Origin of the sequence: Sphingomonas arenae (genome assembly GCF_016924655.1) — a bacterium.
Classification (GTDB): Bacteria; Pseudomonadota; Alphaproteobacteria; order Sphingomonadales; family Sphingomonadaceae; genus Sphingomicrobium; species Sphingomicrobium arenae.
In genome coordinates this window covers 145,862-163,489 of sequence record NZ_JAFFJU010000002.1, presented here as the reverse complement: position 1 = coordinate 163,489, position 17,628 = coordinate 145,862, and the positions used below count along the sequence as shown (strand labels likewise).

General features: G+C 64.0%; 15 protein-coding genes and 2 tRNA genes. 10 read left to right on the top strand and 7 right to left on the bottom strand.

Features of this window, described 5'->3' with window-relative positions; all coding sequences use genetic code 11:
- Nucleotides 1-74: 74 nt before the first annotated feature.
- Nucleotides 75-149: transfer RNA gene (locus JT720_RS06945), tRNA-Gln, on the top strand.
- 226 nt (nt 150-375) lie between these two features.
- Here the strand turns inward: JT720_RS06945 and JT720_RS06940 are convergent.
- The 3 genes from JT720_RS06940 to JT720_RS06930 all read right to left on the bottom strand — a co-directional run bounded on the left by JT720_RS06940 (nt 376) and on the right by JT720_RS06930 (nt 4,085).
- Nucleotides 376-449 (bottom strand) — tRNA-Gly (locus JT720_RS06940).
- A 119-nt stretch (nt 450-568) separates the two neighbouring features.
- Complete coding sequence (locus JT720_RS06935; protein WP_205480396.1) at nt 569-3,238, bottom strand: TonB-dependent receptor domain-containing protein; 2,670 nt, start codon at nt 3,236-3,238, stop codon at nt 569-571.
- A gap of 190 nt (nt 3,239-3,428) precedes the next feature.
- Nucleotides 3,429-4,085 carry a queuosine precursor transporter gene (locus tag JT720_RS06930; protein ID WP_205480395.1) on the bottom strand — a complete coding sequence of 219 codons (657 nt, stop codon included), beginning with the start codon at nt 4,083-4,085 and terminating at the stop codon, nt 3,429-3,431.
- 94 nt (nt 4,086-4,179) lie between these two features.
- On the opposite strand from JT720_RS06930, the gene JT720_RS06925 reads away from it, so the two are divergent.
- The 5 genes from JT720_RS06925 (at nt 4,180) to JT720_RS06905 (ending at nt 9,178) form a co-directional block, all read left to right on the top strand.
- A complete protein-coding gene (locus JT720_RS06925) occupies nt 4,180-5,166 on the top strand; it encodes an adenosine kinase (RefSeq protein ID WP_205480393.1) in 987 nt (328 codons plus the stop codon).
- Nucleotides 5,167-5,293: 127 nt separating this feature from the next.
- Complete coding sequence (locus JT720_RS06920) at nt 5,294-5,863, top strand: TIGR00730 family Rossman fold protein (RefSeq protein WP_205481362.1); 570 nt, start codon at nt 5,294-5,296, stop codon at nt 5,861-5,863.
- A gap of 22 nt (nt 5,864-5,885) precedes the next feature.
- A complete protein-coding gene (locus JT720_RS06915) occupies nt 5,886-7,175 on the top strand; it encodes a NupC/NupG family nucleoside CNT transporter (protein WP_205480392.1) in 1,290 nt (429 codons plus the stop codon).
- Nucleotides 7,176-7,315: 140 nt separating this feature from the next.
- Nucleotides 7,316-8,263: an isopenicillin N synthase family dioxygenase gene (locus tag JT720_RS06910; RefSeq protein ID WP_205480390.1), complete on the top strand. Its 948-nt coding sequence runs from the start codon at nt 7,316-7,318 to the stop codon at nt 8,261-8,263.
- A gap of 210 nt (nt 8,264-8,473) precedes the next feature.
- Nucleotides 8,474-9,178 carry a DUF2726 domain-containing protein gene (locus tag JT720_RS06905; RefSeq protein WP_205480389.1) on the top strand — a complete coding sequence of 235 codons (705 nt, stop codon included), beginning with the start codon at nt 8,474-8,476 and terminating at the stop codon, nt 9,176-9,178.
- Nucleotides 9,179-9,280: 102 nt separating this feature from the next.
- Here the strand turns inward: JT720_RS06905 and JT720_RS06900 are convergent, their stop codons facing one another.
- Together JT720_RS06900 and JT720_RS06895 are read right to left on the bottom strand one after the other, a co-directional pair.
- On the bottom strand, nt 9,281-9,691 hold the full coding sequence (locus tag JT720_RS06900) for a hypothetical protein (RefSeq protein ID WP_205480388.1): 411 nt from the start codon (nt 9,689-9,691) through the stop codon (nt 9,281-9,283).
- A gap of 155 nt (nt 9,692-9,846) precedes the next feature.
- Nucleotides 9,847-10,161, bottom strand: a complete 315-nt coding sequence (locus JT720_RS06895) for a hypothetical protein (RefSeq protein WP_205480387.1) — start codon at nt 10,159-10,161, stop codon at nt 9,847-9,849.
- Nucleotides 10,162-10,279: 118 nt separating this feature from the next.
- Between JT720_RS06895 and JT720_RS06890 the strand changes: the two genes are divergently transcribed.
- The gene (locus JT720_RS06890) at nt 10,280-10,585 is read left to right on the top strand and encodes a hypothetical protein (RefSeq protein ID WP_205480386.1); all 306 of its coding nucleotides are present in this window, start codon (nt 10,280-10,282) and stop codon (nt 10,583-10,585) included.
- A gap of 131 nt (nt 10,586-10,716) precedes the next feature.
- Here the strand turns inward: JT720_RS06890 and JT720_RS06885 are convergent, their stop codons facing one another.
- Nucleotides 10,717-11,070, bottom strand: coding sequence for a DUF7662 domain-containing protein (locus JT720_RS06885; RefSeq protein WP_205480385.1), 354 nt, complete (start codon nt 11,068-11,070; stop codon nt 10,717-10,719).
- Nucleotides 11,071-11,568: 498 nt separating this feature from the next.
- Between JT720_RS06885 and JT720_RS06880 the strand changes: the two genes are divergently transcribed.
- Nucleotides 11,569-12,093, top strand: coding sequence for a hypothetical protein (locus JT720_RS06880; RefSeq protein WP_205480384.1), 525 nt, complete (start codon nt 11,569-11,571; stop codon nt 12,091-12,093).
- Nucleotides 12,047-13,690, top strand: coding sequence for a hypothetical protein (locus JT720_RS06875; protein ID WP_205480383.1), 1,644 nt, complete (start codon nt 12,047-12,049; stop codon nt 13,688-13,690). Before JT720_RS06880 ends, JT720_RS06875 begins: the two co-directional genes overlap by 47 nt.
- Nucleotide 13,691: 1 nt before the next feature.
- Here the strand turns inward: JT720_RS06875 and uvrA are convergent, their stop codons facing one another.
- A complete protein-coding gene (uvrA, locus tag JT720_RS06870; RefSeq protein ID WP_205480382.1) occupies nt 13,692-16,724 on the bottom strand; it encodes an excinuclease ABC subunit UvrA in 3,033 nt (1,010 codons plus the stop codon).
- 162 nt (nt 16,725-16,886) lie between these two features.
- On the opposite strand from uvrA, the gene JT720_RS06865 reads away from it, so the two are divergent.
- On the top strand, nt 16,887-17,627 hold the full coding sequence (locus JT720_RS06865; RefSeq protein ID WP_205480381.1) for a hypothetical protein: 741 nt from the start codon (nt 16,887-16,889) through the stop codon (nt 17,625-17,627).
- Nucleotide 17,628 lies beyond the last annotated feature (1 nt).

Here is a 17,628-nt window from a genome sequence, read left to right as displayed (position 1 = left end):
TGCGGTGATGAGGCGGCCGGAGCGCGGTTTGGACTTCCCCCCGGCAGTCACCCCGCTATAAGCCGCCCGCCTGCTGGGGCGTCGCCAAGTGGTAAGGCACCGGTTTTTGGTACCGGCATTCGCAGGTTCGAATCCTGCCGCCCCAGCCAGTCCAGTTGCTCATGGGAGTACTGCCGGGTTTGATCCCGTAGGTACCAGTTTTCATCTTGGGATCGTCCGGTGCGCAGGCGTCGTCAGTGCTTACGACCACTGCGCGTGAGTCGAGCCAGGCGCGGGCGATGGTGGATCCCTCTAAACGTGCCTGGAGCTCCACAAGGCGCCGTGACGCACATGCAGGGGACGCAGCGATACCGAACGGGCTCTTCTTGCCCGAGTTGGAGCGGGTAGCGGGAATCGAACCCGCGCGTTCAGCTTGGGAAGCTGACAGGCTACCATTACATCATACCCGCTAAGGGTAGAGGGCGATTGCCATAGGGGACGGCGGCGGGTCAACCGGCGATACGCTGAAGAAGAAGGGCGCCGCTCTCTCGAGCGACGCCCCCCTGACTTCTGTTACTCGAGGTGCGCCTTAGAAGGCCAGGCTCAACGTCCCAGAGATCGTGCGCGGCGCGCCGATCTGAACGAAGGGTGGGTTGCCGTACTGCGTACCTGCAGTGTTGAGCGCCTGGGTCAGGCCGCCACCGAAGCCGCCGACGTAGAACTTGTCGAACAGGTTGTAGACGTTGAGCTGGAAGTAGCTCTTGTCGAACCCGCCCGGCAGCATCTTCAGGTTGAACCGCGCGTCGAGGTTGACCAGCCAGTAAGAAGGAACCTTTGCCGGGAACACGACCGTCGGATCGTTCGCCGCGTTGGTGTCGTCCAGGTTGGCGATAGTCCCGGTGTAGACCGGCAGGTTAGTGTCGAAGACGTAGCGGGAGCCGGTCTTCTTCGCGGTCACACCAAGCTCCAGCAGGCCAAGCCGTCCCACGCCCGAGAAGCCGTAGGTATACTTGGGTGAACCGGACTCCCGATTGCCTGAGAGGTAAGCGCAGCTGCGGACCTGCTGAGATGGCGTCAGGTCATCGTCACAGGTCAGCTGGACTCCATCGACGACCGGCAGGGCGCCGACCTGGGTGTCATCCTTGATCTTCGACTTGTTCCACGAACCGAACGCATAAAGAGTCAGCGCGCGGATCGGCTCGTACGCGATGGAGCCGTCGATGCCCCACTTGTCGACCCGACCAAGGTTCCGGAACACCGAGGCGTTCAGCTCCGGATCGTAGGCCGAAGCGGTGCGGTTATCGAACTTCGTGAACCAGCCGGCCACCTGCGCCTGGATCTTGCTGCTGCGGTAGCGCAGTCCGCCGTCGAAGCTATCGGTCGTTTCCGGCTTCGGCTTGGCGCCCGGCTCGTCCTCGGCGAAGAAGAAGGCGTTGTAGAGATTGTCCGTGCTCGGGACCGAAAGCCCCTTCGAGTAGCTGGCGAAGGCGGAGATCTGCGGCGTGAAGTCGTAGATCAGGCCGATGTTCGGGAGCAGCTTGTTGTACTTCAGCACGCGTCGGTCCGGCGGCGAGAAGGCCGGGTTCAGGTCGCCGATCTGCTCATCGATGGTTGCGCTTCCACCGCTGCACTCCACGAAGCCGCTGGCCGAGGATGTGTAGCAGTAGTTCTCAAGGTCACGCTTGAAGAACGGAAGACGGGCCCCGACGTTCACCGTCAGGTTACCGAACTCGCCGCGATACTCACCGGAAACCTGGTTCAGGATCGCGTAGGACTGGCGGTCACGCTTCTGCAGAGCCAAGCCGTTCGAGCCTTCGAGCGGGTCGTTGACCGGAAACACGTCGAGCGGCTCGCCAGTCTCATCGATTAGGCCGACTTCGCCAGTTTGCCGATGGTTGGACCGGTCATGGGTGTAGCTGACACGGACACTGTGCTGGTCGCTGATGTCGTAACGGAGGCCAGCAATAAGCGCATACCGACGCGTCCGGGTCTGGCTGGGCGTGAGCACCGTGACCTGGTCGAGTTCGTCACCGTCTCCATTCAGGTCGACACCACCGAAGTAGGGGCTGCCACCGAAGTAGCCAGGCACGCAGGTCACGAGCGGACCGTCCGCCGTAGTGGAACAGTTCGCGCGATTGGTAACGCCTGCAACGGGCCCGGCCGGGTTGATGTCGTACCCGAATTCGCGAGCGGTCGACGTGCCGCCACCATTGGCCTTCGTGTATTGGTAGCTGGGGTCGACCGTCAGCACGAGGTTCTCGGCGATCGTGAAGCGCGAGTTGCCGCGAATGCTGATGCTGTTCGACGGGTTGTAGCGGCGGTCGAACTCCGTGCCGCAGCTGTTGGCGCTGTCGGCTACGCCGGCCTGCGGGACATCGACCGTGCAGGGATAATTGATGTCGTACTCGCGCTCGTCATTGTTGCGCGGGAAGCGGTTGCCCGTACCGGAGCCCACCACGCGATCGGCGTCCCAGCGGAGCGGCAGCGAGCCGAAGAAGTTGTTGCGATCCTGGTTATAGCGGCCTGCAAGGGAGACAAAATCGCCGTTGTCGCCGACCGGCTGCCAGATCTTCGCATTATACTGCTGACGGTCGAGCTTGCCGTAGTTGTTGTACGGATTGTCGTACTTCGAGGTGCTGGCCGCGAAGAAGGCGCGGGTTCCCCAAGGTCCGATCTCACCGGTGTCGAACATGCCGAAGAAACGGCGGTAGTCGAACTCACCGAGCGACACGTTGATCAGGCCGCCCATCTGCTTAGACGGGGTGCGGGTGCGCTGGTTGATGGTGCCGCCGACCGCGGACGCGGTTGGAGAGTCGACGTCGGTCGAACCGAGGCTCACGTTGACCTGCTCGATCAGCTCCGGGTCGATCGAGAAGTTGGAATAGATGCTGTAGTTGCCGCTGTCGTTCAGCTGGACGCCGTCCAGGGTGTAGCTGACACGGGTGGAGTCGAAGCCGCGGACCGTGAGGGTGCCGCCGGAGTTGCCGTAAGCATCGTTATTCTGGAAGCTGACGCCCGGCACGACGTTGATCGCGTCCAGAACGGTCTGGCCCGGTCCGGTTCGGGAGATCAGGTCTTGCGTGATCACCGCCTTCGCCTTGGGGCTATCGGGCGTCTGAATGCCACCCACGTCCTGAGCGCGGCTACCGGTGACGACGATGGCTTCTTCTTCGAATTCCACCGAACCCGTGGACTGGGCGTAAGCGGTCGCCGGCGCAAAGATGGCAGCCGTCGAGCAGAGCAAAATCAGCTTTTTCACGTTGAACCCCAATGTGATGAAGACCCGAACTCATTGTCAGGCGCAGGGGTCGCTAGGGCTGGAATAAGACGACAGGGTGACTCCCGCATGAGGGATCACCCATTGCTCGTTCCACGTTGCGGAAAAGACACGTTTGCCGGTCGCCACCCCCGCGACTCGGGCGGGCTAACAGCAGGTTAGCGAACGGTAATCAAGCCGGGCTGAGATCCAGCCGTCGCCCCAAAGCTACAAAAATGTAAATGAGTGGCGGAACGAGCACAATCGACAGCACGACCTTGGCGAGCATCTGCCCCACGAGCAGCTCGCCGATCGGGAATACGCCGTAGAATGAGATGGTGATGAAGATCAGCGTGTCGACGATCTGGGACAGGACGCTCGCCACGGCGGAGCGAAGCCACAGCAGGCGAGACCCTTCACGACCCTTGAGGCGCGTGAAGATGGTCACGTTGAGGAAGGTCGAGACGCCATAGGCGATGATGCCGCCAAGCCAGATGCGCGGAGTGCCCGTCATCATCGTTTCGAACGCGGACAGTCGCGCCGGGTCCATCTCCGCAGCCGCGGGTACTGCCAGAACCACGATCGTCAACGCCAGGCTCACGAGCAGGGGGACGAAGCCCCACAGCACCAGCCTGTTGGCAGTCTGCCGCCCGTGAAGCTCGGCCACCGAACTGGACGTGACGACCAGCAGCAGGAAGGCGAAGATTCCCGCTTCGACCGCCAAGGGTCCCAGCGCCACCTGCTTGTTGCCGAGCACGCCCGCAATGCAGACCATGCCGCCGTAGAATATGGCGAAGGCGAACAGGGAACGGGAGATGAAGCCGTGGGCCGGCGCGGTGTCGGTCGTCATGGAGGCGGTGGGGTAACGGGTTTGCGGCATTGCGCAAGCCTGCCGACGGCAGCGGATTGACCGCATCGCTTGCGAACCTTAACCGCGCCGACTCGTGACCTCCCGCAGCCTGGACATCATCGCCATCGGCGACGCCATCGTCGACGTCATCGCCACGTGCGATAACGACTTCCTGCAGGCGCATGGGCTTCCGAAGGGCTCCATGCAGCTGCTGAGTCCGGTCGAGGCCGATCGCCTCTACGATCAGATGGGATCGGCGCGGGAGACGAGCGGCGGATCGGCGGCGAACACCATGGCCGGAGTGGCCGCGATGGGTGGTCGCGCGGGCTTCATCGGGCAGGTCGCGAACGATCAGCTGGGCAAGATTTTCTCCCACGATATCCGCGCGCTGGGTGTGGACTTCGAGACGCGGCCACTGGATAGTGAGCTGCCGACGGGGCGGTGCCTCATCCTGGTCACACCCGACGCCCAGCGCACCATGAATACTTGCCCCGGCGCCTCTCACCAGCTTGCGCCCGACGCGCTGGACGAGACACGGATCGCGGAGGCTTCGATCCTCTACCTCGAGGGATATCTGTTCGGGCCGGAGCTTCCCAGGCGCGCGATGATGCGTGCCGTCGAAATTGCCCATGCTGCCGGCAACCAGGTGGCATTCACAGTCTCGGACAGCGTAGTCCTGGACGGTCGCCGAGACGGGCTGAACGCGATGATCCAAGGTGGCGGCATCGACCTGCTCTTCGCCAATGAGGAAGAGGCGATGATGCTGACGCGCACGGCGGATGTGGATGGAGCGATCGCGGCACTGCGCCACAAAGTGCCGACTCTGGTGATCACACGCGGTGCCGGCGGTGCCTTGGCGGTTGAACAGGGTGCACGAACGGACGTGCCAGCCGTGCAGGTGCAGAAGGTCATCGATACGACCGGCGCAGGGGACCTGTTCGCTGCCGGCTTCCTCGCTGCGCGGGCGAAGGGGCATGGCATCGACCGGCAGCTGCTGACGGGTGGGATCGCTGCGGCGGAGGTGATCGGACACTTCGGTGCTCGGCCGGTGGCGGACCTAATGGAGCTGGTGAAGCTGTGATCTGCCTACTAGCTCCGTTCGCTTCGAGCGACGTCGAGACGCGAGGTCGAGCGCAGACGAGACCGAGCCTTGGCTTCGCTCGGCGGTGGTCCTCGGGTTCGCTCGGACCGAACGGAGGTCGGGCATGATCAAGCGCCTCGCCGTCTACTGCGGCTCTGCCATGGGCGCGGACCCAACTTTTGCAGAGATGGCGCGCAGCCTGGCGCAGGAGATGGTCGCGCGGAACATCGACCTCGTTTACGGCGGCGGACGGCTCGGCCTGATGGGCGTGGTGGCTGACGCGGTGCTCGAGGCCGGCGGCAAGGCTTACGGGGTGATCCCCGCCGCGCTGGTCGACAAGGAGGTGGCGCATACTGGACTCACCGAGCTTCACCAGGTTGCCGGCATGCACGAGCGCAAGGCGAAGATGACAGAGCTGTGCGACGGCTTCGTCGCGCTGCCGGGCGGTATTGGCACGCTCGACGAGCTGTTTGAGGCGTGGACCTGGAATGCGCTCGGCTATCACGCCAAGCCCTTCTGCCTGCTGGACGTGCATGGCTTCTGGCGCGGGTTGGACCTGTTCATGGACCATGTCAGCGGCAGCGGGTTCCTGTCGGAGGCGCGGCGTGAGCAGTTGCTTCTGGCGCACACCCCGGCGGAAGCGATCGACCGGCTGGACGCGGCGGCAGCAGCCGCTACGCAGGGCATGGTCTGGTAGGGGCGGGGAGGCCCTCACACGAATGAATCAGCTGTTCGGCCTGGTCGGCATCGCCGCCATCCTGTTGCTCGCTTTTCTGCTGTCGAGCGACAAGCGGGCGATCCGCTTTCGAGTAGTCGGCGCGGCATTCGCACTGCAGGCGGCGATCGCGTTCCTGGTGCTCTACACGCCATGGGGCCGCGCGGCGATCGGTGGGATGGCGCAGGGCGTATCCAACCTGCTCGGCTATGCGGCGCAAGGAACCGCCTTCCTGTTCGGACCGAAGGAGGCCAACCCGGCGCTCTGGAACACCTTCGCACTGGGGGCGCTGCCGGTAATCATCTTCTTCGCGGCGCTGGTCTCGATCCTGTACTATCTCGGGATCATGCAGCGGGTCGTGCGCTGGGTCGGCGGTGCGATCGGCTGGATCACGGGGGTTGGCCGGGTCGAGGCGCTGGGATCAGCGGCGAACATCTTCGTCGGCCAGTCGGAAAGTCCTCTGGTAGTGCGGCCGTACCTCGCGGCTCTGCCTCCGGCCAAGCTGTTCACGCTGATGGTGGTCGGCATGGCGGGCGTTGCGGGGACGATCCTTGCGGCCTACGCCAGCCTCCTCGGGGAGCGCTATCTGCCCTTCCTGCTCGCCGCGGCCTTCATGTCGGCGCCCGGCGGCATCCTGATGGCCAAGATCATCATGCCCGACCCGCGCGAGCCCGTGCCTGCGCCAAGTGATGCCGACGCTGTCGCAACGGCCGGTCCGCCGGCCGAGACGGTGGAGATCGCCGAGACCTTCGAGGAGGGCGAGCGGCCGGCCAACATCATCATGGCCGCGGCACAGGGCGCGCAGACCGGCGTCAAGCTGGCGGTGGCCGTAGGCGCCATGGTGCTGGCATTCGTGGCGCTCGTCGCGCTGGCGAACGGCTTGCTCGGCGGGGCTGGCAACCTGGTCGGGGTCGAGGGACTGAGCTTTCAGCGGCTGGTCGGTTACATCTTCCAGCCGTTCATGTTCCTGATCGGCGTGCCCTGGAACGAGGCCGGCGTCGCAGGTGGGCTGTTCGGGACCAAGATCGTGCTCAACGAGTTCGTGGCGTTCATCGACCTCGGCAACGCGCAGGGTTCCGCGGCCGTTTTGAGCGATCGCAGCCGGGCGATCGTGACCTTTGCGCTGTGCGGCTTTGCCAACTTCTCGTCGATCGCGATCCAGATGGCCGTGACGGGCGGATTGGCTCCGAACCAGCGGCCGGTAATCGCCAAGCTGGGTATCAGGGCGCTCATCGCGGGCAGCCTCGCCAACCTGATGAGCGCGGCGCTGGCCGGGATCATGCTGCCGGCTTGATCCAGCGCAATTCCATTTGCCGCTTGTCCTGAGTACAGGCTGAGCGGAGCTAGCGGAGCCGAGGGCCCGTATCGAGGACATGCTTCGATACGCCACTTCGTCTTCGCTCAGTGGCTACTCAGCATGAGCGGATTTCTTGCATGACCGACCTTCTCACCGCCGACACCATTGCTTCCGTGTCCCTCGCCAGGGCCGACCTCGACCGCGACTCCTTCGCCCAGGAACTGGGCCGCAGCTTCGAGGAGTATGGCTTCGCCGTTATCGCTGACCATGGCATCCCGCAGGAGCTGATCGCGCGGGCGGAGGAGAAGGCAAAGGCGTTCTTCGCGCTGCCGGAGGAAACCAAGCGCAAGTATGCGCTCGGGCAGGGCGGTGCGCGTGGCTACACGCCGTTCGGGATTGAGACGGCGAAGGGACACAAGGCGCATGATCTGAAAGAGTTCTGGCACGTCGGCCGCGACCTGCCGGAGGGACATCCGTTCTCCGAAGTCATGCCGCCCAACGTCTGGCCCAAGGAGGTGCCGGGGTTCCGCGAGACCTTCCAGGAACTCTACGCCACCTTCGACCGTACCGGCCTGAAGATCCTGTCCGCCATCGCCCGCTACCTGGGTGTGGACGAGAACTACTTCGCCGACACGGTACGCGACGGAAACAGCGTCATGCGCCTGCTCCACTACCCGCCGCAGCCGGAGCCGACCGGCGAGCACATCCGCGCGGGGGCGCACGAGGATATCAATACGATCACGCTGCTTCTCGGCGCGGAGGAGGCGGGGCTGGAGCTGCTGACGCGGGACGGCCGCTGGATCCCGGTCTCACCCAAGCCGGGCGAGCTGGTCATCAACATCGGCGACATGCTGCAGCGGCTGACTAACGGCAAGCTGCGCTCGACCTCGCATCGGGTCGTGAACCCCGCGCCGGACCGGGCGAGCCATGCGCGCTATTCCATGCCCTTCTTCCTGCACTTCCGCCCCGACTTCATGATCGAGGCGCTGCCGGGCACGGTGCCGGCTGGCGAGGAGCCGAAGTGGCCACCGATCAGCAGCCACGACTACCTGCTGGAGCGGCTGCGGGAGATCAAGCTGGCCTGACCTCCCGCCATTTGCAGCCTAGTAGCGGAAGCCCGCACGGCGGCCGCGGCCGGTGAGGCGGCGCATCAGATAGCCGATGCCAACGGTGAACAAGAGACGACGTAACATGCTGATTCTCCTACGGGAGTGGAGCGCATGGGACGCAATTCGGTTCCTACCGCCGAGCCGCCCGGTAACCGCGAGGTAAGTGTCTCGCGATAGCCTTGGCGGATGCCTCCGGAGATCCTCGCCCTCATCGACAAGCCCCTGTCGCTCGCCGCCGTCCTGTTCGTCGGCGCGCTGTTCGGGATGACCATCGAACAGATCGTCAGCAAGCAACGTCGCGAGGCGTGGAAGGCGCGCAAGAAGGCGCGGGGCGAGTGGGTTGAGCGTGGGAGGCGGGGGCCGAGGCCCGGCTTCACGCCCCGCCACGATCCGCTGCCCACGTCCTCACGCATGCCCGACGCCGCGGACCAGTTGCGGACGGTCATGGGCGCCGAGTTCAGGGCCAAGCGGCTGTTGAACCGGGGCGAAGGCCGGGTGTTCGCCGCGCTGGAGCCGATCGTCAGGGAGCTGGCGCCCGGATGGCACGTCATGGCCCAGGTCAGCCTGGGCGAGGTGCTGGACGCGGACAGCACGGAGGCGTTCAACACGATCAACGCCAAGCGGGTCGACTTCCTGCTGGTCGATGCGGAGATGAAGCCCCGGCACGCGATCGAGTACCAGGGGCAGGGCCATCACCAGGGCACGGCCGCCGCCCGGGACGCGGTGAAGAAGGAAGCGCTGCGGCGCGCGGGCATCGGCTATGCCGAGGTGTTTGCGGACGATACGCCGGCGGAGCTGCGAATGGCCGTGGCGAAAATCATCGGGGTGGCCGGGCAGTCGGGTCCGTTCGGACGGGCGGCGGGACGAGCCGCGGGAGTGCCGCAGGGCTGACGTTGCGAGCCGTGCCCGCAGCAGGATGCGTGCTGCGCGGGGCATGGGTCATCGGTTACCCCGATGAGCGGGGTGGAACGAACTCAAGCCAGGCGGCTGTGATCAGCAGCCCGGCGGGCTGATCGGGTTCGTCTGCTTGGGACACGCGTTCAGGCAGGCGGAGCCGCGCTGCGCGTTCTCCGTCACGCATTGCTGCCGGGCCGGTCCTTCTGGATGGCGGCTGAGGCAAGCCTGGTAACCTGCGCGAGTCTGCTTGGTGCAGCGCGACGCACAGTCGGACCAGCCGCTGTCGTAGGTGCATTCCCAGAACTCCGGCGCATCGAAGAAGTTCTCCAGGCCCGTCCGGCCGCCGAGCAGGCTCTGGCTGGCGGCCATCTTCATGCGGAGGTCACGGTTCTGCTGTTCCAGGGCCACGACCCGTTGTTCGAGGCCCTCCTGCCGGGGCGCGGACTCCCGACAGCCGGCGAGTGCGATCACGCAAACCAACGTGGTGGATAGGATGGAGCGTCGCATGCTTGCCTCCCCTGAGTGGGCAATTCCGACCGGGGAAACATAGCAGCTTTGCCTGCCGCGTGCGAGTTAGCGCATTCGGCGGGGCTGCGGACCCGTGTGTCTGCGCTGAGAGGGCTTGGTTCGGCGCGGATCGAATGGGGCGAACTTTGGCCCGGCTATCGCCGGTTCACGCCCAGCCGGCCTACGCCCTCGACGGTGGTCGCGCGCCGGGTGCGGCGATCGTAGGCGCAGAGCTTCACGTCCACCACGCCCCCGCGATTGTAGCCTTCGACGATGCGGAGCTCGACCGGCACGCGGTCGGAGAAGCTGGCCTTGTCGGGGATGATCCTGGCGCGGGTGAGGCCGGCGGCGTTGAGGCAGGCGCGGGTCACCTGGCGGTCAAGCTGCGCCCATGCCTCCGGAGTCGAAGCCGAGGCCGCCGACGTCGCGGCGACGGCGGCGGCAGCGAGGATGAGTTTGGCGCGGATCATGAGGAGCCTCCCTGACAAGCGAACGATGTAAAGGATGCCGGCTTCGCGGGCGCGGTGCCATGCGGACGTTGGACGGTAGCCGATTGCGCGTGTGGGGTGCGCGTCCCATCTTGCCGGCATGGTTTGGGACCTGCGCGGGGCGTTGCTGAAGAAAGAGGAGCGGGAGTCCGCGCGGTTGATGGACTTTGCCTTCCGCCTACGCGCCCGCAGCTTCGCGCTGCTGGCGGAGCGGTTGGGCGAGGAGCCGGAGGCGCTGGCCCGCGCCACCATCCGGCAGGACGATGAGGGCCTGCTGGCCGACCTCGCCGAGCGCCACCCGGACGAGGCCGTCGACCTGCCCGCCCTGTTTAAAGCCTGCCACAACGAAGCTCGCCGCAGCCTGATCGCCGAACTGGGTGATCCGGCGCCTTATCGGTTGTTGTAAGCGGGTCTCGCCGAGCGCAGGCGAGCGGTTGCGGAGCAACCGGGAGCCAGCGCGTAGAGCCGCGACAAGCCGGCCAGCCTGCGGCTGCAAGCCGACAGGACTGACGTCACGGATTTACTCCGTGACGGCTCTCAGCCCCGGATGGTGATCTCTACGGCGTCAGGAGAAACGCCAAACGTGGCAGCGAGACCGGCTTTCGCCTCGGCAATGGAGAGCTTCGCCACGTCCGAACCTCGATCAACTCCATCGCCTACGTAGACGAAGGTCACCTTGCCATTCTTCAAGTCTACGCGCCTAGTCTCCCAAGCCGCACCCTGCCACGCCAAGCTTTGGGCGCGACCCTGGTTGGCCCACCACGCCGGATACTGATGCGCGCTAGGCGGTAGGGGCATCCCAAGTACCGCCTGTATCTCGTCGAGAGACGCCTCCCACACGTTCTCCTCCATGTTGGCCAAGTGGCTTGTCAAATTGAAGTACTTTGACATTTCGGATCGCTCCTACCTGAAAAGGAGCAACTTTATCGCTGTCTAGATTTGATATGTCAATAAGTGTATACTCGATGATCGTCGATGAAGTCGATCCTTCGCAAACGTCGGGCCTCGAAGGCGCGCGAACGCCACGACAGCCCGCAATGCGGTGAAGAAGGAAGCGCTGCGGCGGGCGGGCATCGGCTATGCCGAGGTGTTCGCAGACGACACCCCGGCGGAGCTGCGGATGGCGGTGGCGAAGATCATCGGGGCGGCGGGGCAGGTGCGGCCGTTTGGGCCGGCTAAGGCCGGACCGGCGGTAATGCCATTTCTTGGCAAGCGATATTTGAAGGCTGTCGCTGTCCAGTGCTTTCCTAGGCGTTCCCAAGGCGGCGACCTTGGGTGTTTACGCTTCCGAGCTCGTGCGTCTCTTGCTAAGCTTTCCTAGTGTTGCCAACTTTTCCAAAAGTCGTTCAGCGTAGATCTAAGGCGAACCGCGCCAAGCTGAAGTCATTGGTGGCCAGCAAGGCTCCCATGCTCGCTCAGGTAGCGTCTCATTTCGTGTTTGAAGGGGCGGCGTCCGATATAGTGCGTCCAGGGGAAGAGGCCGAGGAAACCGACGTTCGGGAACATTCGGCCACTACCGAAATAAAGAGGCAGCCACTTCAGGAATTCACCCACGAAGACGTCGACGGTCATCTCGATGCAATGGCTGAGCAGTTTGCCAAGAGCATGAGCGAAGCTTTCTACAGCACGATATCTAAGGCTGCCGACAAGAGTGGGAACGTTGTGGATGGTCAAGGCCAGCCCATTAGCTTGGAGCTTCTGCTGGAAGCGTTCGAAAAGATTGATATGAGTTTCAACGATGACGGTTCTTGGTCGGCGCCGACCATAGTTCTTTCGCCGGAGCAATACGAACGCATCAAAGAACTTGATCGGAGTGGTGGAGGCGATCGCTTCCAAAAGCGAATTGATCAGATAATCGAGGTGAAGCGTGCAGAACACAACCGGCGAGAAGCTGGTCGAGTCTTGGCTGGATAGGCAAACTGAGAAGCGCTACCAATCTGCGCTGCTTCAACTCCTGAACGCTGAAGGTTGGAGTATCCTCCATAACACTCGACACAATGCGCTAGAATTCGGCAAGGACATCATAGCGAGAGACCCGTCCGGTAAGCTGGTTGCTTTGCAGTTGAAGGGAAATCCCGGTTCTCGTTTGACCAAATCACAAGCTCAAAGCATGCTTCCACAAGTACTTGAGCTTCTTGAGGTTCCTGTTCCCGAGACTTACCAACTCCACCCGGATGAGCGGCACGCCGCGGTTATCGTTACGAACGGGGAAGTAGAAGAGGAATCGCTCCTAGAGTTTGAGAAGATCGGTTTACGAACCCAGAAAGGAAGCTGCAGCGCTGATCGTTTGATGGTGTGGGGGCGTGGCGAACTTCTCTCAAGATTCCGGAACAAAGTGAGTGATGTTTGGTCAACCGACATTGAGGGAATGAGGCTTGTACTAGAGACATTTGCCTCCGATGGTCAGTCTCTGATCGATACGGAAGCCCTATCCAATCTCCTTGTGCATTCGATCGGAGTTCCAACTCTGGCCATGAGGTCGCCAGAGAAAGACTCGCGCATATCATCAGCCCTTTTGCTTGGCGAGATAATCAAAGCGCCTTGGTATGCGTCTGAGAACCACTACGTGTTATTTCAGATTTCAACGATGTTGGCTATCTTCTGTTTGAGGTACGCAGATGACGTGTCTCGTCTCGCCGTTATAAGGGCATACGATGGTGTAATTGTCGATCACTGTCGAGATCTCATTCAAGAAGCGCAAGAGAGATCATTTGAGGCGGAATTCACGTGGGCGCAATTCAGTCCTTTGGACGAGATTGACATCATGAAGGAGCGGCTCAGGCTTGTAGCGGATGTCTGCGCTACCTTGGTACTATCGGGCGCTGAGTTGAGTGAAGCAGATAAGGCGTTTGTAATCACGACTCTTGGCAAGAGCGTTCCGCCAGGTTCAATCTGGGGCGAAGGTGCGATCCCGTCGCTGATAGTTCGCTATTGGGCTTTGCGACGCTTGGATCCTACCGTCATGCCAGATCAACTGCTTCGCGGGGCGCTGATCGCGCTGGTTCGAGCGGCACGACACGGCGAGCCCGCGCCCCCCTCACCTTATTACAATTTCGAGGAATGCCTGTACCTTTATAGCGGTGGGCAGTTGGGCACCGAGTCTGATATCGCGGATGACTCCAGTAAGAACCGCTCGTGGTTCAGCTTTACTCTCATGCAGATGCTAGCAAAACGGAACTGGAAGCAGACCTGCAGAAACGCTTGGCAGGCTTTTTCGAAGCTGCTCCATGAACGTGTTGACTTGCCCCTTGATGCTTTCTTCGATGCTCGGCTCGTAAAAGCCGGCCGGGCGGTCACAACGCCTCTCTACTCGGACACTTGGCATAATCTCGTTAAGAGTGCCGTGGAAAACGATAATCCCGGTTTTCCACACGCGTTTGCGGACCGCGCGTGGCTCATTGCGTCGTACGTCGCTTTAGTTCCTTACCGGGCCTGGCAGCCAGTGATGATGTGGCTAGACACTCAGCTAAGTTGCACGTGGTACAATCGAGAGCACTTGCCGGAGCTATAGTTCACTCCGCGGCCTCAGCTACCTTCCGCCGCCTCGTGCGCTTGGGTGCCGAGCCGTCTCCCCGTTCAACTGACCGCACTTCAACTTCGCTCCCGACGAGCGGGGTTGTGCCACCCCGCTCCAACAACGGCCGCAGGTACTGGCCGGTAAAGCTCCGCTCCTCCGCCGCCACCTGCTCCGGCGTGCCTTCGGCGACGATCTCGCCGCCCTTGACACCGCCCTCCGGCCCCAGGTCGAGGATCCAGTCGGCGGTCTTGATGACGTCGAGGTTGTGCTCGATCACCACCACCGTGTTGCCCTGCTCGACCAGGGCGTGAAGGACTTCGAGGAGCTTGCGGACGTCCTCGAAGTGGAGGCCGGTGGTGGGCTCGTCGAGGATGTAGAGGGTGTTGCCGGTGGCGCGGCGGCTGAGCTCCTTGGCGAGCTTGACGCGCTGGGCCTCGCCGCCGGACAGGGTGGTCGCCTGCTGCCCGACCTTGACGTAGCCGAGGCCGACCTCGGCCAGCATCGCCATCTTGTCGCGGATGCCGGGGACGGCGCGGAAGAACTCGACCGCGTCCTCGACCGTCATGTCGAGCACGTCGGCGATGCTCTTGCCCTTGAACTTCACCTCCAGCGTTTCGCGGTTGTAGCGCTGGCCGTGGCAGACGTCGCAGGTGACGTAGACGTCGGGCAGGAAGTGCATCTCGATCTTCAGGACGCCGTCGCCGCAGCAGGCCTCGCAGCGGCCGCCCTTGACGTTGAAGGAGAAGCGCCCGGCCTTGTAGCCGCGAGCCTGGGCCTCGGGCAGGCCGGCGAACCAGTCGCGGATGTTGGTGAAGGCGCCGGTGTAGGTCGCCGGGTTGGAGCGCGGGGTGCGGCCGATCGGCGACTGGTCGATGTCGATGACCTTGTCGAGATGCTCGAGGCCGGTGACCTTGTCGTGCTTGCCGGCGAGGATGCGGGCGCCGTTCAGGGAGCGCGCGGCGGCGGCGTAGAGGGTGTCGATGGTGAAGCTCGACTTGCCCGAGCCGGAGACGCCGGTGATGCAGGTGAAGGTGCCGAGCGGGATGCTCGCAGTGACGTTGCGCAGGTTGTTCTCGCGCGCGCCGTGGACGGTGAGCTTCTTGCCGGTGCCCTTGCGGCGCTTGGCGGGGAAGGGGATGGCGCGGCGGCCGGAAAGGTAGTCGGCGGTGAGGCTGCCTTCGTGGGTCAGCAGCTGGTCGAGGGTGCCGGAGAAGACCACCTCGCCGCCGTGGACTCCGGCGCCGGGCCCCATGTCGATGACATGGTCTGCGGTGCGGATGGCGTCCTCGTCATGCTCGACCACCAGTACGGTGTTGCCGAGGCCGCGCAGACGCTTGAGGGTTTCGAGCAGGCGGTCGTTGTCCTTCTGGTGAAGGCCGATCGAGGGCTCGTCGAGGACGTAGAGGACGCCGGAGAGGCCGGAGCCGATCTGGCTGGCGAGGCGGATGCGTTGGCTCTCGCCGCCGGACAGGGTGCCGGAGGTGCGGTCGAGGTTGAGGTAGTCGAGGCCGACGTTGTGGAGGAAGCCCAGGCGCTCGTTGATCTCCTTCAGGATGGCGCGGGCGATCTCGCGTTGCTGGGGGGTGAGCTTGTCCTCGAGCGTCGAGAAGAAGGCGAGCGCGTCGGCGACGGAACGGCGGGTGGAGTGGCTGATGTCCTCGCCGGCGATCTTGACGGCGAGCGGCTCGGCCTTGAGGCGCGCGCCGCCGCAGGTCTCGCACGGGTGGGAGGCCTGGTAGCGCCCCAGCTCCTCGCGCATCCAGGCGCTCTCGGTCTGGAGCATGCGGCGGTTGAGGTTGCCGATGACGCCCTCGAACGGCTTCTTGACCTCGTACGACTTCTTGCCGTCGATGAAGCGCAGGGTGACGGGCTTGCCGCCGGTGCCGTGGAGGATGACGCGCTGCTGTTCGGGGGTGAGGTCGCGCCAGGAGGTGTCGAGGCTGAAGTCGTAGGCGCGGGCGAGGGAGGCCAGCACCTGCATGTAATAGGGTGAGGGCGGCTGGCTCTTGGCCCAGGGGACGATGGCGCCTTTCTTAAGCGTCAGCTCGTGATTGGGGACGACCAGGTCCTCGTCGAACTCCATCTTCTCGCCGAGGCCGTCGCAGGCGGGGCAGGCACCCTGGGGGGCGTTGAAGGAGAACAGGCGGGGCTCGATCTCGGCGATGGTGAAGCCGCTGACAGGGCAGGCGAACTTCTCGGAGAAGCAGATGCGGCCGGGGGGTGCGTTGGTGGCGAGGACGGCGCGGTCGGCGGCCTTGTGGAGGGCTTCAGCGACCCCGGTGTTCTCCGTCCCAGCGGGCTCGGCCGGAGGATCCGCCGGATCAAGATACGCCAACCCTTCCGCCAGCTTCAGCGCAGTCTCGAAGCTGTCGGCGAGGCGGCTTTCGATCCCCTCGCGGACGACGATGCGGTCGACGACCACTTCGATGTCATGCTTGTACTTCTTATCGAGGGCGGGCGCTTCGTCGATCTCGTAGAACTGGCCGTCGACCCGGACGCGGGTGAAGCCGGCCTTCTGCCACTCGAGCAGCTCCTTGCGGTACTCGCCCTTGCGGCCGCGGACGACCGGGGCGAGCAGATAGTGGCGGCTGCCTTCGGGCAGGGCCATGACGCGGTCGACCATCTGGCTGACCTGCTGCGCCTGGATCGGCTCGCCGGTGGCGGGTGAGTAGGGCACCCCGACCCGCGCCCAGAGCAGGCGCATGTAGTCGTAGATCTCGGTTACGGTGGCGACCGTCGACCGCGGGTTACGGCTGGTCGTCTTCTGCTCGATCGAGATGGCGGGCGAAAGGCCGTCGATATGCTCGACGTCCGGCTTCTGCATCATCTCCAGGAACTGGCGCGCGTAAGCGGAAAGGGACTCGACGTAGCGACGCTGCCCCTCGGCATAGATGGTATCGAACGCCAGCGAGCTCTTCCCCGAGCCGGACAGGCCGGTGATCACCGTCAGGCTCTCGCGCGGGATGTCGATGTCCACGCCCTTGAGGTTGTGCTCGCGCGCACCGCGCACGGAGATTGACTTCATCATGGATGCAGTTTGTTCCAGATTTGTTCTATTCGCGCAAGCGCGCGCGGGAAGTCACGCATGTGGGACGGATCGCCTTATGATCAAGCACAAAAGGTCGCCGCGGCAATCTCCGGTTTGCGGGGGTAGAAGCGCCTGCTAGACTGTTACGGAGGGAGAACGACCATGCGGTTGATCTGGCTTGCCCTGCTTGCCGCGGTCCTGGCTCCGGTAGCTGCGGTGGCCGCGCCGAGCCTGCGGATCGCGGAAACGTCCCCCGCCTTGCCTGCCAGCCTCGCAAATGACGAGCCGCTCTACTTGCGTGTGACCTACAGCGCCGATGTGGACGGCCTAATCGAGGTCCGAGCGCTTCGTGCCGGACGCGATGTCACTTCCAAGAACGGCGGCATGATCCCTGTGAAGGGCGGAATGGGGGAGGGGCTGGCCTGGGTCAGCTTTCCGCCGGGTGAGCAGATCGACGCGATCCGGCTGACGCTGAAGAACGACCATGGCGATGCCGTCCACGAGACCGTGCAGCCGGTTTCCGCCGTCTGGACCGGCGCGGAGCGCAGCGCCGCCTCTCCGCGGGAGTGGGTGAGCAGGCTCCGTGCCGAGCGGCAGAGCGCCTATGAGGATTCCGCCGGTGGCAACATGCTGGTTGGCTGGCTGTTCGGCCTGGCGGTGCTCGGGTCCATGATCGGCTACGTGTTCCTGCAGATCCGCTTACCGCGGCTTTGGGACGGCGGCTGGAGGATCGCTGCGGTGCTGCCGCTGGTCGGAACGGTCGGGTTCCTGATCTGGTCGCTGATCGCGCTCGCGGACGGAAGCAACCTGTGGCCACTGCTCCTGCTGCTCTATCTACCGGTGGCGTTCGTCTACCTGCTGGTCCTCGCCACGGCCAAGGCGCTGGTGCGCGGCACGGCGTGAC